This window comes from Acaryochloris marina MBIC11017 (assembly GCF_000018105.1).
Taxonomy (GTDB): Bacteria; Cyanobacteriota; Cyanobacteriia; order Thermosynechococcales; family Thermosynechococcaceae; genus Acaryochloris; species Acaryochloris marina.
The window spans coordinates 543,142-559,175 of sequence record NC_009925.1 but is presented as its reverse complement, the minus strand read 5'-3'; the positions used below and the strand labels follow the sequence as shown (position 1 = coordinate 559,175).

At 45.6% G+C, this 16,034-nt stretch carries 12 protein-coding genes; 6 read left to right on the top strand and 6 right to left on the bottom strand.

The features are described 5' to 3' along the window. Positions 1-223 precede the first annotated feature (223 nt). On the top strand, positions 224-592 hold the full coding sequence (locus AM1_RS02490) for a VOC family protein (protein WP_012161220.1): 369 nt from the start codon (positions 224-226) through the stop codon (positions 590-592). 411 nt (positions 593-1,003) lie between these two features. Continuing rightward, positions 1,004-1,833 (top strand): IS1 family transposase gene (locus AM1_RS39600; RefSeq protein ID WP_148215656.1). Its coding sequence is split into 2 segments (ribosomal slippage): positions 1,004-1,345 and positions 1,348-1,833, totalling 828 coding nucleotides; the frame shifts between segments, so codons are not numbered across the junction. Positions 1,834-2,080: 247 nt separating this feature from the next. Here the strand turns inward: AM1_RS39600 and AM1_RS02475 are convergent. Next, complete coding sequence (locus AM1_RS02475; protein ID WP_010481156.1) at positions 2,081-2,368, bottom strand: RNA recognition motif domain-containing protein; 288 nt, start codon at positions 2,366-2,368, stop codon at positions 2,081-2,083. A 628-nt stretch (positions 2,369-2,996) separates the two neighbouring features. Then, the gene (locus AM1_RS02470; RefSeq protein WP_012161216.1) at positions 2,997-4,337 is read right to left on the bottom strand and encodes a TAXI family TRAP transporter solute-binding subunit; all 1,341 of its coding nucleotides are present in this window, start codon (positions 4,335-4,337) and stop codon (positions 2,997-2,999) included. Positions 4,338-4,363: 26 nt separating this feature from the next. Here AM1_RS02470 and AM1_RS02465 point away from each other — a divergent pair, with 26 nt between their 5' ends. From AM1_RS02465 to AM1_RS02455, 3 genes are all read left to right on the top strand, one after another. Beyond that, positions 4,364-5,560, top strand: coding sequence for a dipeptidase (locus AM1_RS02465; protein WP_012161215.1), 1,197 nt, complete (start codon positions 4,364-4,366; stop codon positions 5,558-5,560). 515 nt (positions 5,561-6,075) lie between these two features. Then, positions 6,076-7,188 (top strand): GGDEF domain-containing protein, encoded by a 1,113-nt coding sequence (locus AM1_RS02460; RefSeq protein ID WP_012161214.1) that lies wholly within the window; start codon positions 6,076-6,078, stop codon positions 7,186-7,188. A gap of 631 nt (positions 7,189-7,819) precedes the next feature. After that, on the top strand, positions 7,820-8,509 hold the full coding sequence (locus tag AM1_RS02455) for a M23 family metallopeptidase (protein ID WP_238549147.1): 690 nt from the start codon (positions 7,820-7,822) through the stop codon (positions 8,507-8,509). Here the strand turns inward: AM1_RS02455 and dxr are convergent. The 4 genes from dxr to AM1_RS02435 form a co-directional block, all read right to left on the bottom strand. After that, positions 8,478-9,683 (bottom strand): 1-deoxy-D-xylulose-5-phosphate reductoisomerase, encoded by a 1,206-nt coding sequence (dxr, locus tag AM1_RS02450; RefSeq protein ID WP_012161212.1) that lies wholly within the window; start codon positions 9,681-9,683, stop codon positions 8,478-8,480. The two genes, AM1_RS02455 and dxr, sit on opposite strands and share 32 nt — an antisense overlap. A gap of 82 nt (positions 9,684-9,765) precedes the next feature. Beyond that, entirely contained in the window at positions 9,766-10,431 is a 666-nt protein-coding gene (locus AM1_RS02445) for a hypothetical protein (RefSeq protein ID WP_012161211.1), read from the bottom strand. A gap of 100 nt (positions 10,432-10,531) precedes the next feature. Continuing rightward, the gene (locus AM1_RS02440) at positions 10,532-12,595 is read right to left on the bottom strand and encodes a zinc metalloprotease HtpX (RefSeq protein WP_012161210.1); all 2,064 of its coding nucleotides are present in this window, start codon (positions 12,593-12,595) and stop codon (positions 10,532-10,534) included. 258 nt (positions 12,596-12,853) lie between these two features. Further along, entirely contained in the window at positions 12,854-14,452 is a 1,599-nt protein-coding gene (locus AM1_RS02435) for a Ppx/GppA phosphatase family protein (protein ID WP_012161209.1), read from the bottom strand. An 843-nt stretch (positions 14,453-15,295) separates the two neighbouring features. On the opposite strand from AM1_RS02435, the gene AM1_RS02430 reads away from it, so the two are divergent. Further along, positions 15,296-15,976 (top strand): hypothetical protein, encoded by a 681-nt coding sequence (locus AM1_RS02430; protein ID WP_012161207.1) that lies wholly within the window; start codon positions 15,296-15,298, stop codon positions 15,974-15,976. Positions 15,977-16,034 lie beyond the last annotated feature (58 nt).

The window sequence follows — 16,034 nt, the reverse complement described above, 5'->3', positions numbered from 1 at the left end:
AATATGGAAGTAGGTCAGACATTAGAAGGTTATCCCTTCAAGCCTTGGAATAAGTATTGCTCCCATCTTCCTAGCACTCGTCTTTGATATCCCATAGAGAACTAATATCGCAGCCCTCTCATCAACAAACCATGATCAAACGTTTGCATTTACTAAGATCTAGGCCACGACCGATTGAAAAAATGTCACCATGATCAGTGATTGGCGTTTAGGAATCAATAATATGGCCGCTGAATTTAAACATGTCATGCTCATGGTCAAAGACATTCCAGCAACCGTAAAGTTTTACTCAGAAGGGCTGGGATTAACCGTAAAAATGCAAAGTCCCGGTTGGGCAGAGCTAGATGCGGGCGGGACTACGATTGCGCTTCATGCAGCAGGTGAAACGGCAGGGGGTGATTCTCCTATTTTGAGTTTTCATGTTGAAGATGTACATGCTGCGATCGCAAACCTTGAATCCCTAGGTGCCCAACTCGAAGGTCGTGTTAGAGAACCTGCCTTTGGTAAGGTTGCTGCCATGCGCACCCCAGATGGAAATCTTTTGAGCCTATTGCAGCCCTCAGAAGTCCCTGCAACTAGTCATTCCCACTAAACCTCATTACATCCCATTCAACCGGTTTTCTCAGTTCCAAGAGAGAACCGGTTTTTGATGAAAGGCGAGAACGTGCATCAACGGATTTGCTCAACTCGTCACTTAAACGGAGATCTAGGAATAAGTGATCCGTAAAAATACTTAGAGCCGTTATATCATCTATGGATTTAGAGGTTTCCCCCGTCAGTTGAAAAATATTTCGATACGATAGTCTCAGTAATTTTACAGAGGCCACCAGGGTCAAGACCTGAGAGGCTATTTCTATACATTAGGTATTTGTACGGGTGCCTAATAAAGCTAGACCTGCAATTCTATGGGTTATAAATTTAGAATTTCGTGCTTTATCGGGTCGTGCATCAAAGAAGTGTGGTTTTGTTAAACCTATAGGGAGTAGAGTATTCCTATCCTCTGATGCAATGTCCTTTATGTGGTCATCCAAAGACCCACAAACACGGTAAAACCAGTAAAGGCAGCCAACGTTACCGTTGCCCCCACTGTCACCAAACCTTCAGTGAGACCTTTGATACCCTTCATTATCGCCGTCAGATCTCTTCTGAAACCATCCAGACCATCCTTCAATCTCATGCTGAAGGCAGTAGCCTCAGAGGCTTATCCCGCATCACAGGTGTAGCTTACAACACCTGTGTGAGTGTGATTCGTTCAGCGAGCCATAAAGCCCAAATGATTCACAATCAAGACGTTCACGCTGTTTCGACTAACGTCATCAATGCAGATGAGTTGTGGTCCTTTGTCAAAAAAAGCAAAAGCACTGTGAACCAGAAGAATTGAACGTAGGGGACTGCTGGGTGGCATTAAGCCTAGCCAAAGACAGTGGCTTGGTCCTCAGTGGCCGTATTGGCAAACATACCGACGAACTCGCTCAAGAATTAATTGAGAATACTGAAGGCAAAACTGCCTGTCACCATTGGCAAACTGATGGCTGGGAAGGGTATTCAAGACAATTAGCCAATGAGGTGATCCATCACGTGAGTAAAGCCCTGACCCAACGGTTAGAGCGGACCAATGGCATACTACGTCAACAGACCAGTCGCTGGCATCGACGACAGAATAAATTTGGCAAAGTCTGGCAACAGAGTGCAGTAACGTTAAGACTGGTGTTGGCTTATTTCAACTGGATCTGGCACCACTCTCGATTCAAGAATACGGCTGCCCAACGAGCTGGGCTGACGGAGCATCCTTGGCAATGGCGAGACTTAACTTCTTATCCCACACTTTGTTGACGCACAATCAAAAATACCGAGATATTCCACAGGTTGAGTTACAAGAAATGGGTCATTTAATCTGAGTCGTTTTTAAAGCTCAAGCCATTTCAGATCCATGTCCAAACTCTCAAGCGCTAGACCAAATGGGACTTGTTCGTCTTGTTGATCAAGCCCTTTGCTAAAGGATAAGAGAAATTGCAAGAAAAAATCTCATAGCCCAAAATATTAGAGCTATGAGATCAAATCTTCTCAAACCAAATGGGCTTTAGTAGCGTCGTCCGCCACCAAAGTTTCCACCCCCGCCTCTATTTTCACGAGGTTTTGCTTTATTGACTTTCAGGGTGCGTCCCATCCATTCAGCACCATCTAGTTCTTCAATTGCCTTGGTTTCTTCGGCATCATCACTCATCTCGACAAAACCAAATCCTCTCACCCGTCCTGTTTCACGGTCAGTAGGAAGTTTGGCGGACTTTACAGTTCCATATTCTGCGAAAACAGTGTTTAGGTCTTGCTCTGTAACATCATAAGAGAGGTTACCAACATAAATCGACATGAATTAAATCCCAAAATCAGTAGGGTGTAGAGAATTAGATTTCGGTGCGTGGTCTTAAAAATTGAGCTGGATAAAACCAAGCAATTCTGAAAACTAACGGGAAACCGATATTTATATCTCGCTGCTTATAGTAACCGATCCCCAAACTTGATGCTGAGTTAAGAAGCAATCTTTACAGTGATTTTGGCCTTTTTTGACACCTAAAAACCCTATGCAGGAGTTAATAGTGCTAGAACTGGTCAGTCAAACACCTCCATTTTCAATGGAGGCAAGGATGAACCCTTTAAAGGGGATTTTAATCGTTGATCATAAATTCTCACTTTTGCTGTTAACGGTAGCATATTTTTCATAACACGCTGGTCTCACCTTTAAGTTGGACAATCAGCCCCAATCTTGTGGGACTGGCAACACCCGAATTTGTTAGATGAAGCTATAACCATGGTAAAGGTCAAATCTAACGATTCCTCCAACCAAACCAGAGGATTAAGGCGGATCATTTGGGAATTGAGACCTTCCAATCCAACAGTTGTTTCCTTAAGCCCAAGCCCCTAAAGGCGGGTTCTCAAGCATAGGTAAAAAGTGTAGTCGAGCAAGAGAAAGAATATCATTAGAGCAAATTGATCAAGAACTATGGAGATTGCACCTTTAATAAGATGGTTTCTCTATGTCGCAGCGTGGTGATAGCCACTTCCCATGGCATAGTGAAGGACTGAAAAGATTCTGCCGAAATGCGGTCCTTATCAAGATCAATCACAACGGCTTGCAGAATTGAAAACAATCTCCGTCTGACCTGTTTAAGTTCTTCCAGATCTTGGGTTTCTTGGATAGTTTCGATCAAATCCAGCAATTGGAGATTATACATATCTGCTCGGTTTTTTTGTCGTCCAATTAACCAAAGACGAAGCTGCCAGATCCCAGAAATACCCAGTACAGCAAGAGACAGAAATAACCCTAACAGCTCTGCATACTGCACCCAAAAATTAGGTTGATTCTTGGTGTAATACTGTTCTGCACCAGCGTGGAGAGACCAGCCTAAAATGTCTTGGGATTCTGGCCGCTCAATAGTAAAAGCGGGTGGATAAGCGGTCACTATCTCCATTTTTCGCTCATGGAGCACGCGAGTAATGGCATAGATAACTTCAGCATTAACTTGCTTATTGGCAATGATTAGGGCTCGAACGGCGACTGTTTTAACATCTTGAAAGGGAAGGGGAATCTTGCCGTCGTAGGTCCCTTGGGGAATAAACGCATCTTCTAAATAGGGGTAAGTGAGGCGAAGGGCATCGGTTTGCTCAATCGGTATGAGATCTATATTTGGTAAACGCAATATTTTCCGCAAAGCCTTATTCCCGGGGCGTATTACCTGAAATAAAGCATCCACCTCTCCTTCCTTTAACTGTTGATAGGCCGTAGAGGCTGAAGAAAAGGAGCGAATCTGATCCGTATTGAAGCCATAATGCTGGGCAATCGGCATAAATAATTGATAAGCACCACTCCCTTTAGGTGGTAAAGCGACTTGTTTCCCTGGCAAATCTGCCATCGTTTCAATACCCGCTTGTCTATTGACGAGGACATGGGCTGTCTCAGGGAACAGTAACGCCATAGCTTGCGCTGATGATTGAATCGATGAATCTCCCTGGATAAGAGCTAACTGGGCTGCCCCTGATTCGATCAGCTCCAGATTTTGCGACGAGCCTTCTGTCTGAATGACGTTAATCTGAATTTGGGGATGATGGCGAGCGACAACCGTTGCTAATGCTTGGCCAAATTGATAGTATTCGCCGGTTTTACTCGCGGTTGCTAAGGTTAGAACATAGCTTTGACGATGCTGCCGGAAGACTTGTACAGCCATCCCTCCAGCAGTCAGTAGGCTAATGATCAGGATAGAAACAGTAATACGCCCCCGATTCATCCGCTCAAAGCAACCTATGGTATCGATGACATAGATCCTAGTGCTTACCAGTCCCATGAAGAACATTCATCAACATTTTGACAATGTCTAAAGGCAAACGAGCTTCTCGATGGCGTAAACGTCGTTGGGGCATATTGGGAGTGATTGGACTCGCAATAATCGCAGTGTCCCTAGTCTTTGCCCAATTACCTATCCTCATGGATAAGCGATTTAATCCGGTGGTACAACGGCCGCCCTACCCTGTAGTAGACTCAGTGAGCCAGATTCACCAAGAATTATGGATTGCCGATCTTCATGCCGATTCTTTGCTGTGGAACCGGGACTTAAGTCAAAAACATCCGTATGGACATGTTGATTTGCCACGGTTGCAGGATGCCAATGTGGCCTTGCAAGTCTTGACCGTTGTCACCAAAGTGCCCACTGATCTCAAGCTTGAGAATAACGATCATCGTTCTGATGACATCTTGAAGCTAGCCCTAATTCAACGTTGGCCGTTATCGACCTGGAACAGCCTATTACAAAGAGCGTTGTATCAAGCGGAAAAACTCCATAAGCTGGCTGAGTCTCAACGCCAGTTTCGACTTATAAACAATCAAGCTGACCTCAAGTCTTTTCTCCAAGCTCGGAAACGGCAGCCCCAATTAACAGCCAGTCTTTTAGGGCTAGAGGGAGCTCATGCCTTACAAGGTCGCTTGGAGAATGTAGATCGCCTTTATGAAGCCGGATTTAGGATGTTGGGACTAGCTCATTTTTTTGATACTGAAGTAGGGGGTTCAGCCCATGGCCTGCAAAAAGGGGGGCTAACCCGTTTTGGACGTCAGGTCATTGCAAAAGCCCAAGATCTACACCTGCTGATAGACTTAGCCCATTCTTCTGCACCAGTTATTGATGAAGTCGTTGCCCTGAGCACCCAGCCTGTTGTGGTTTCCCACACAGGTGTAAAAGGAACTTGCGATAACACGCGTAATCTCACTGATCAACAGATTAAGGCAATTGCAAAGACAGGGGGAGTGATTGGAATTGGATATTGGCCAACCGCAATTTGCGGAAATGATGCTGCATCTATTGCCAAGGCAATACGTTATGTTGTTGACCTAGTCGGCGTGGACTATGTTGGTTTGGGGTCTGACTTTGATGGAGCAGTTCGCTCCCCCTTTGATGTTACGGGTTTGCCTTTAATTACTGAGGCATTGCAGGCAGAGGGATTTAACACTGAGGAAATGAGTAAAATTATGGGACTCAACCTATTGCGAGTCCTTGAACTCGTTTTACCTGAGTGAGCATGAGGCATTTGCCAGGTGAATTACGACTATCAAATCAGCAATAAGCGAGTCATCTTAATGCTAATTAATGTAATATTTTTACCCATTTAAGTTAATTCAATCAACACATATCGCCATTAAAGAAAACTCATATTAAGCAATTAGTGAATAACTAGTTATTAGCAAGTGTTTTCCAGTTACCTCTGGTTAACTAGAAAACGATCGCAGATTGTATCTAAAGCTACAAAAAAGTGACACTAAACAGTATTAACACGTTTCAGAAGGGATGAATGGGGCTGGCTCCTTAGACAGAAATAGGGAACGGCCCGAATTTACTAGGATGCCTTGAACCTGCTTCAATTATTTTCATTCTTCGAAGCCTTAAAAATACGTAGGATTACGGAAGATTTTGGGCATCATAGGGCGGTATAAGAGAGATAACGAAGGACTTATCTTCTCCGTATTAGTTCGGAAGGATAGTGATTTTTTGCCCAGAAGAACGTCTATTTTTTTGACAAGGGGGCCCCTAAAAAATGCAAGCTGCTCATCTCAGTATTCTAATGATCGATGATGACGAGCAGGATGTAGAAATTGTTCGGGAATTGCTGAGTATCAGCCATGATTTCCCTGTAGATCTTTTACACTGTTCCGATCTAGCGAGTGGGTTTGAGTTATTAGAGTCTGAGATTGAGATTGATCTTGTTCTATTGGATTTGTGTATTGCAGGAACTGTAGGGCTTGATTTATTCCACCAAGTCAATCGAGCGTTTCCTTTAACTCCCGTAATTATATTGAGTGGCAATTCAGATGAAGCAGTCGCTCTGAAGGCAATGCAAGAAGGTGCCCAAGACTATTTAGTGAAAGGACGATTTACAAGTAGTCATTTACGTCGCTCTATTCAGTATGCCGTTGAACGCCAAAGCTTATTACTGGAACTGGATGCAAAAAATCGAACCTTACAATCCCTGTCTGAACAGCTTGAACTTGCCAATCAGCAGTTGGAAGAACTGGTAACGATAGATAGCTTAACTCAAGTCAACAATCGTCGTTGCTTTGATGAGACCTTTTTATCGGAATGGAATAGATTGTGTCGAGAGAATCATCCCTTATCCTTGATTATGTGCGATGTCGATCATTTCAAGGCGTTTAACGATACTTATGGTCACCAGGCTGGAGATGTTTGTCTGCGGCAAGTCGCCCAAGCCATTGCTAAAGTAGCCAAACGACCTGCCGATTGTGTTGCTCGCTATGGGGGGGAAGAGTTTGCCATTATCTTACCGAATACCGATTTAGATGGGGCAATCCAAGTTGCTGAGGCAATCCGCAGTACGATTCAGGAGCTTGCGATTCCTCACCAACACTCTTCGACAGGAAATAACGTTACTGCAAGCTTAGGGGTTGCCAGTCAGGTCCCTGATGAGAATGTGGCCCCCTCAATTTTGATTGAAGCGGCCGATCGAGCTTTGTATGTGGCTAAGCAACAGGGGCGCGATCGCGTCCAGACTCATCAAAAAGATTGTGCTTCTTTGGAGTCTCGGCGAACATTGGAATTAGTCGGACGTTTACAGCAAGCCCTCCATCAGCAAAAAGCAAAGCGGCGGGGTAAGCTACGTTTGAGACCTGGAGCACTGTTTACATCCCAATAGCTCCAGCTCTAGTGGAAGACATTGCTTGTTCGAGAACGTTCCAAACCAATAGGTAAAGACTTATTTTCCACCTTCAGGGTGGGAGTGTTTTCTCTGAACCGATCATCCTCGATTTAGCCCCTTCAGCTAAACAGATGCAAAGATATTTCTTCAAGAAAGTTCACTAATTTTTCTTGACAAGATAACAATTTATTTATGTGAGACTCAGTAGGACAAAACCTTTGTGTCAATTCATTTACAAAGTTTTGATTCAGTCCCGTTCAAGGGCAAATTATTTTTAGATATAAAGAACAAAAGACTTTCTCTTACGTCTGGAAATAGTACTGGTATCTGTAGACTTGTGAAGTGATATTTAACTTTTTAATCTGCAGTTTTCCTCTGTGATGTTTCTCCTTTAGCTATCTAGATGCCATGCATCACTCTAGATCAGCTTTCTCTATCAATTCTTTCAAAGAACATCTGGATTGGTGAACGCCTCGTGCAACAAGGAATGAGTGATCAAGCTCCTCAGCAACGTCCCCCTTCAATTTCACAACGTAATTTCGGTAACCAGAGGCCCCTGGTCTCTTTTCTCACCAGGATCCACCAGTCCCCCTATCTATGGATGACTTCAGGGTTGGGACTCATATTAGTGCTATTAGCGATTTTCCATCCCTATAGCCCTTTTAAAACTCACTTGACCGGCACAATGGGAGGTGCAGATATTGCTAAGGATGATCCCCCTATTGCCCAGCCTCCACAGGAAATTAAGCCGACAGCCAATCTGAGGTTATTGACCTTGGCTCTCCATGAGCAGCCGACCGTTGACTCGCCTTTGGAAGGTTTTTGCCATCCGCTCTGGGGGCAAGGATGGTTAAGTCAAGGGATACGAGGGGTCACCCACAATGGTCGGATGGAATATGCCTATGATTATGCAGCTGGGATTGGTACGCCAGTCTATGCGATGCGATCAGGGCGAGTCATCAGTATCCAAGATAAATACCCTGATCGTGGGGGCGGCAAAGAACAAATTCATCGATTTAATCACGTCTGGTTGGAACATGATGGTGGGTACCGTTCTGCTTATGTTCACCTGCAACAAGGATTTCGCCACCGGGTGAACCTTAAAGTTGGGGATCAAGTTAAGGCCGGACAGATTATTGGCTATAGCGGTAACTCTGGCTGGAGTAGTGGCCCACATCTCCATGTAGAGGTCCATCGTGCCGAAGAACCTTTTCAGTTCACCCAAACCGTCCCCTTTGCCATTGCTAGCTCCTGTAGTCTGGGGCGTCAGGCTACAGAACTCGCAACTAAATCGCCGACAGTTGTGGACTCGCCGTAACCACTGGGGTTTGGCTTTGGCTAATGGTGAGTATCTCTTGTCTTGCCCACTGATCAGCAGCCAGGATGTCTTCTAGGCTAGGTTGCAAGGTGTTTTGGGATTGATAGCGATCGCAAGCCGTTTCAATCACCTTGGGAATATCTAAGAAGCTAATTTTTTCTTCTAAGAACAAGGCAACGGCCTGCTCATTGGCGGCATTCATTACCGCTGGCATGGCTCCCCCCATGCGGCCCACATCATAGGCCAACTGCATACAGGGATATTTCTGGTGGTTGGGTTCACGGAAGGTTAGATCCCCAGACTTAACGAGATCTAACTGTTCCCAATCGGTGGCAATGCGCTCGGGCCAGGACAAGGAATAGAGCAGAGGAAGCCGCATATCGGGCCAGCCTAGCTGAGCCAGCACTGACGTATCTTGCAGTTCAATCAAAGAGTGAATAATGCTTTGGGGATGGATAACAATATCAATATGGTCGTAATCCACGCCAAATAGGTAATGGGCTTCAATCACTTCCAGCCCTTTGTTCATCAAGGTGGCGGAGTCAACAGTAATTTTTTTGCCCATGGACCAATTGGGATGCTTGAGGGCATCAGCAACGGTGACTTCCGGTAACTTTTCTACGGGCCAATCTCGGAATGCTCCCCCAGATGCCGTCAGGATAATCCGGCGTAGTCCCCCTTCTGGCACACCTTGTAAACACTGAAAAATGGCGGAATGCTCTGAGTCTGCAGGTAATAGCTTGACCCCATGTTTCTCCACTAGGGGTAGTACCACCGGACCGCCCGCAATTAGGGTCTCTTTATTGGCGAGGGCAATATCTTTTCCAGCCTTGATGGCGGCAATAGTGGGTAATAGACCTGCACAGCCAACAATCCCGGTAACCACGGATTCGGCATCACCGTAAGCGGCCACTTCCACCACACCCGCTTCTCCGGCTAAAAGTTGGGGTTGAGGATCAACATCTGCGATCGCATCTTTGAGATCAGAGAGTTGATTCGGATCTGCGATCGCCACAATCTCAGGCCGGAACTGCCGTATTTGTTGTGACAGCAGCTCAATATTGCGACCAGCAGCCATCCCCACAATTCGAAACTGATCGGGATACTGAGCGACAATATCCAGGGTTTGGGTGCCGATGGATCCTGTTGAGCCGAGAAGAGTAATTGCTTTCACAGTTTCTTAATAATTGCGGGTCTCTCCTATCTTACTAGGTCAATGGACCTCTAGGGGAGAGAGGCAATCACCAACGCATGGCTTAAGTAAACTGTGGGGATAAGCTTTTCAGAACAAATTGAGCCACCCCAAACAGAATGATGGTTTCGCCTAACAACTCAGCAAACTCTTCAACCATCACTCTGAGATGTTCAATCCAAAACAGCAGATTTAAATTTTGACCTGCCAAGGTGAAGGAGGCTTCAGGAGAGATCCCTGCATACAGATGCTCCTTGATCAGTTCCGCACCAAATCCACCCAATAAGAAAATACCGAGTCCTAAAAATACCCACAACACAATTGACCGATGCTCACACCATAGCCGAGCGAGATCCCGCCGACACATCAATGGAATAGCAATCAAAATAGCCACATAGATGCCTTTCCAGTTGTATTGATTCAGGTGCAAGTGGAGCTTTGTCAGCTCATCAATGCCTCCATACAGGCAAAGGCTGGCTAAAGCCAAGGGGAGCAGTCTGGAGACAGGGCGTTGAGTTCGTTGTCGGCAGATGAGCAAGAGTAGCGCTAGCGCCCCGATTGCAAATAAGGTGGCAGCCTGCATCAGGGATGGTAACGATCTCAGACCGTTCCAATCTAACCATGCAGGGACGGACTGTTGCCGCCAGACAGCGACCAGATAAGCCAAAGCAAGTCCAAATTCTAGGCCAATAAGGAACCATAGCCCAAATCGCAATCGTTTTGGCAGCATCTTCAAGCAATTAGTGAGGAGTGAGGAGATGATCAGGCCCCATTAATCTAAGGGTGTGAGCCCTTAGAAGCGGCATTTAAGCAAGGAATCTTTTTCAGAACTAACCGACCAAGCCGGGAAGCAATAAAAAGTTGAAGACCAGCCCCAGAACAATGAAAAATCCGCCAAACCCGAAAGACCAAAACCGATGATAACTATTGATCACACGCCCGCCATCTGTTCTGAGTTGGATAAGATCCATCCAGGGGGCAATACTGCGACGGAACCATCCCGTTGTGCCCACCTGGGTTCCAATCAAGTCCTTGACTTGAGACATACCAAATAGGAAGTTGCCGATCGGCCCAAAGCGAGAGGAATAGCGGAGAAATAACATGCCGCTTTTATCTTGCAGTTTCAAATCTGAACCAAACTTATAGCCCGCATCTCCACGCCCAATCAGTTGACCTTCAAGCTGCACAGGTTGCCCACGCAGGGGACTGGCATAAGGATCCGACATCAGGGTTAAGATATCCCGTTCAGGAGCCTGACCAAAGTTGGGATACATGATGAAGGTTTTAGCGAGAATACCGATCCCTAAACCGATCAGCATTAACGAGATGGGATTTGTTCCGACGGCAAGTCCTAGAATCAGACCCACCCCTAAGCCAATAAATTCGGCCCCATAGAGCAACAAATCTAGGAAGAAGTGGCTATAGAGGCGTTGCTTATTTAAATGGCGACCTTCTCCCACGACTCGGCCCATATCAAATTCAATGTCCAAACCTAGTTGCTCCGCGTAGGTACTCAAGGCCCGAACACGTTTACCCGTGAGGGGGTGGGTGGATTGCAGCTCCATCCAAAACGCCCAGGGGTTGAATAGATCCCACAAAAAGACACGACCAATTTTGCTGGTATCAGAAGCGACTCGATAGGCCGTGCCGGAGGAGGTCGCCGCTTTGGCATCGTAGATCCCCAAAGCTCGGGTTCCTTCCAGTAAACGGCTAGGCTCTTTGGAGCGTTGACCTTCTTCGACAATTCCGTAGGCAATTTTGACTAAAGCTCGGGATAAGGCATTGGGGTTGCCTGTTACTTCTGCCGCAAAGTGATCGGCAAAATACTCCCGAGTTCGGGATAGGTATAAGACCAGGTAGGTGCCAATGATGTAGAAGATATAGGCTGAGATCGCAGCGGCTTGCAAAGCATCTTTTCCTTTGCTACTTCCCCCTCTACGTCCTGCTCGGCTGGCAAAGGTGTAAATCAAATAAGTAATCTGCACCAAAGTAGAGGCTAAGGTCATGACCGCAAAATCCCAGTGGACGATGTGGCCTAACTCATGGGCATAGACCGTCGCCACTTCGTCTTCATCTAGGTAGGTGAATAATCCTCGACTTACGACGAGCCGTGCACTGTTAGGCAGGGAACCGTAGGTAAAGGCGGTTGGATTTTGATCTTCAATAATGCCTAAACGAGGCATCTTCAGATTCTTCTCAGTACAAATTCTCTGCAAAATTTGGCTGGTTTCGGGACTGAGATGTTCTAGCTCTCCCAGGGTGATCCAATGGGTGCCATAAAGCCACCGCTGGGTCCAATCCATGAGAAAGGGTGAAAAGAAGAAAACCGCTGCATTAATAACAAGAGTAAAAATAACGGCAGCTCCAAGTCCCAAGCCTGGATTATCACTTTCCGTGATCAAAAAGACGCCCAAGACGAGGACAAGTACCATCCCAAACAGCAGGCTTATGGTAATTCCAGAAGCCAAACTGAGATTGCCACCAATACCAACCATTGCCAGTTTCATCCCACCGAAAGACCGGGACTTTTGGCTAAATTCCGGACTAGGTTGACTAGGTTCTGGACTGGGAGCAGAAGTCTCTGCCGTAGCGGATGCCGTAGCGGTTGGAATTTGATTCTCCTGGTCTTGCTGTAACTGAGGCAAGACCTGATTAGCCCATTCCTGAACTTGGGCAATGGGACTGGCAGCTAGAGGCTGGCAGAGCATCAAAGCTTGTTCGAGTTGACCACAGCTCTGATGAGCCATGATCAGATACATTTGGGCCTGCACATGGACAGAACTTCCTGGAGTGGCAGCTTGCCACACGCGCTCTAAAATCTGGATAGCCTGGGACTGTTGTCCTTTTTGGTGTGCGGCAATTCCAGCTTTTAAGTCTTCCTGTAGTGAGGCCATAAACAGCTCCTTGCTTTGTAAACGGCTATAGATAAACCGAGAGCAGTTAAACGAAATTCAGCTTACCAGTATTTTTAGAGGTGTGTAGTGACTTAACCCCTAGTCAAATAAAAAATTTTGTGCAAGGGATTGGATGGCTTTAGAGAATCAAGGAAGATCTCCTTAAATGATTCTCTTTCCATTCCTAAGCTAACAAGTTAACTCTAGATGAGGTGGAATGTCCAAATCCTTGGGTTTAACAGTGAGGACTAGGATTAATCAGGCTGGCTGCAAATCGGGGCTAGGAGCAGATTCAGCAAGTTGAGCGACCAAGGTGACATCAAATTCGGCTTCAAAACAAGCCTTTTTCATATCTAAGCTCCATAGTTCTAAAGCACAGTCATCGTCGGCTTGACTGGCTTGAAGATGGAGGGTGATGGTATCTTCTTCCATTTCACAATGTAGGGATTCAATGGCACCGATTTGTCGTCGATCTAATGCGACCGCTAACTTCAGGATAGCGCTGAGCTGATCGACTATCCGACGTTGGGTTTTATTCACTAGGTTCTGATAATTCTCATGCTTTTTCTTGGGGGGGCCTTTGCGGTGATACCGAGCTAGGTTAGCAATAATTTCTACTTCGGCATCCGTATAGCCCAACAAACCACCATGGCGAATTAAGTAATAGGAATGCTTATGGTGGGCGGAATGGCTGATGTAATGCCCACAATTATGCAAAATAGCGGCTGCCCACAGTGAATGGCGTTCGTCTATCCCCCAATCATGGAGTGCACCGTGGGTCTGATCAAATAAAGCAACAGCGAAATCAGCGATTCGTTCAGCTGTCGCCAGTTCCACATGGTACTGATGGGCCAAATTCATAACGCTACGCTCTCGCACGGACCCCTGGTAGCGGAGACGATCTTCGATTAAGCCTTGCTTCATCATCCAGTCCACCACAATGCCTTCCCGTAGGGCTCGTTCACAGGTGGTAATGGAGTCTAATTTCAGCAGGGTCATTGTTTCAGCCAAAATCACGGCTCCGGCTAAAATAATTTCTGCGCGCCGCTCGGTCATGCCAGGCATTTTGCAGCGCTCTTCGTAATTGAGCTTGCGTAACTTGCGAATCAGTTCGTTTAGGTCATCCAGGGTGAGGACATGGCCATGAAGTGAGGTGGGGCAGGCTCCCATCACTTCGCAGGCATGGAGTTTGAGAATACTTTCAATTGTGCCGGAAGTCCCAATAAGGGTTGGAATCTCACCAGGGGAAAGATGGGAACGCAACTCTTCAACAGGCCATTCCAACATCCCTCTGACGTAAGCCTGTAATCGTTCAAATTCACGGGTACTGACCGGATCGGTGGTGATATATTCCTCGGTTAGCCGAACCGCACCTACTTTGGTACTACTAAGGGAGCGAGGATCTTGGCCATCCCCTAAAATAAGCTCGGTTGATCCGCCCCCAATATCAACAATGACGTGGGGTTTTTTATTAAATTCGATGCCCGATAAAACCCCAAGATAAATTCGACGAGCTTCTTCCGGACCTGAGATGACATTGATTTTGAGGCCGAGTTCAGATTCAACGGCGCGAATAAAGGTCCGACCATTGAGGGCTTCCCGGACAGCACTGGTGGCAACCGCCTGAATTTGCTCGACTTTACAGGCTGCGGCCACTTCTTGGCAGCGACGAAGGGCGGCAATTGCTCTTGCGATCGCATCGGGATGCAGCTTCCCAGTATCTTTGCTTCCTTCCCCTAAGCGAACGGTACTTTTTTCGGTATCAATAATATTAAATGCTGGAATTTCAGGGTTAACTTTCACCACGACCATGTGGATTGAATTGGTTCCCACATCAATAGCAGCAATGGTTTGCATGGCTCGTTTAGCCCCTGGATGATTCTGTTCAAAACTGTATGCGGATTTGGGGACAGTGGTCAACGTGGTTTGAATCTCTGCAATAGATTGGCATCTATCTTTAAATCAGAGGATCAGGGATTTTAAGTGATGCAGAAACCCTTATCTAAAGCTGGATTATGCATTATTTTTACCTGTACTAATGGCCATTGCCTTCAATATTTCACTTTTCAAAAGTAATGATTCCTAAAGAAGCTCTATGTCACTAAGCCTCTGACTTTAACCGACTTAGAGCAATGCCTAGGATTATCTATATTTTTATTTTATAAAATTTAAAATACTAAAAATAAATTAGATGATATTATTTTTGCATATAAAAATACCTCAAATGCAGAAAAATAATTCAATGATTTACATCACCAAAAATCTTGAGAATTATCACCCTCAGATTAAATTATTTAATTCATATTGATTTAAGATTAACGAGCTAAAAGCAGAGTTAAATCAACAGAAATATTCTCAGCTTGTAAAAGTCTCTTAAATTGAGTTTTAGCTATCTAAAATAGATGGCTGAGACAGTAGCGCCTAAATGTCCATCCAGGCATCTACTGTGAATACTGAAAGTGCTTGTAGTTTTTATTTCAAACATATGCACATCAGTAAGCTTGGAGTTCTCAGAGGCATCACCCAGATTAATGCTTTGTTAGCAATGCCTTAAAAAGACGTTAAAAACAAGTGAAAAATTTGATATTTAAGTTTCAAGAGAATATTATTCTCGATTTATTTCAGCTCTCGTTAATAACCACTCAATTCCATGATCTTCACTGAAGATCGTTGATCGACAATCACATAAAGGACATTCTTATGCTACTTTCAACCTTCGAACTCCTTCTCAAGGATATTACACCTGCAGAAGGGAATATATCCAACTCAAACCGAAAAATTTTGCAGGGATATTTTCTGACTGTTTCCAATCCCAATAACTTTGATGTGTTATTGCGTTTGAAATTTAATGCCACCACACCTGCCCTGGATACCAGTAATCTAATTGTGATTCGAGATACGGGTGGTTCTAATGATTTTGGCACCTTGGACGCTGATAATTGTTATGACTTTGGCCTCAGAGCCAATGATACAGGCCTAATCATTTTGCAGCCTGATATTCTCACCCTTAACCCTAATGTCGATACCGTTGAATTTCGAGGTTATGTCGAAGTCTTTGTTCGGCAACGATTCCCATTTCCGGCATTGCTGAATCGCCAACTTCTCTTTACCCCTGAGCATCGCGGTACGTTTCTGCCCAATGCTGGCGAAACTGAATTTGACCAGCTTTTCACCGCAGTTCCCACTTCTACGGGAGCCAGTCTAATGGAGGTTGATTCTATCTTTACTGGGGGGATTGGAATTCCCTTACCGGCTACTCCCACTACGACCCCCGCACTACCCAATGGCACTGGGGCAGATGTAGAAAGCCTTCAGCAAGCTTTAGCCATTATGTCCCAAAGTGTTAATGATCTAAGCCAACAGGTTAATGGGGTGAACTAGCGGCAACCCGTTGCTAGAGCGCCAGCGGGGGCAAGAGCGCCTTTGTCCCCGCTATACG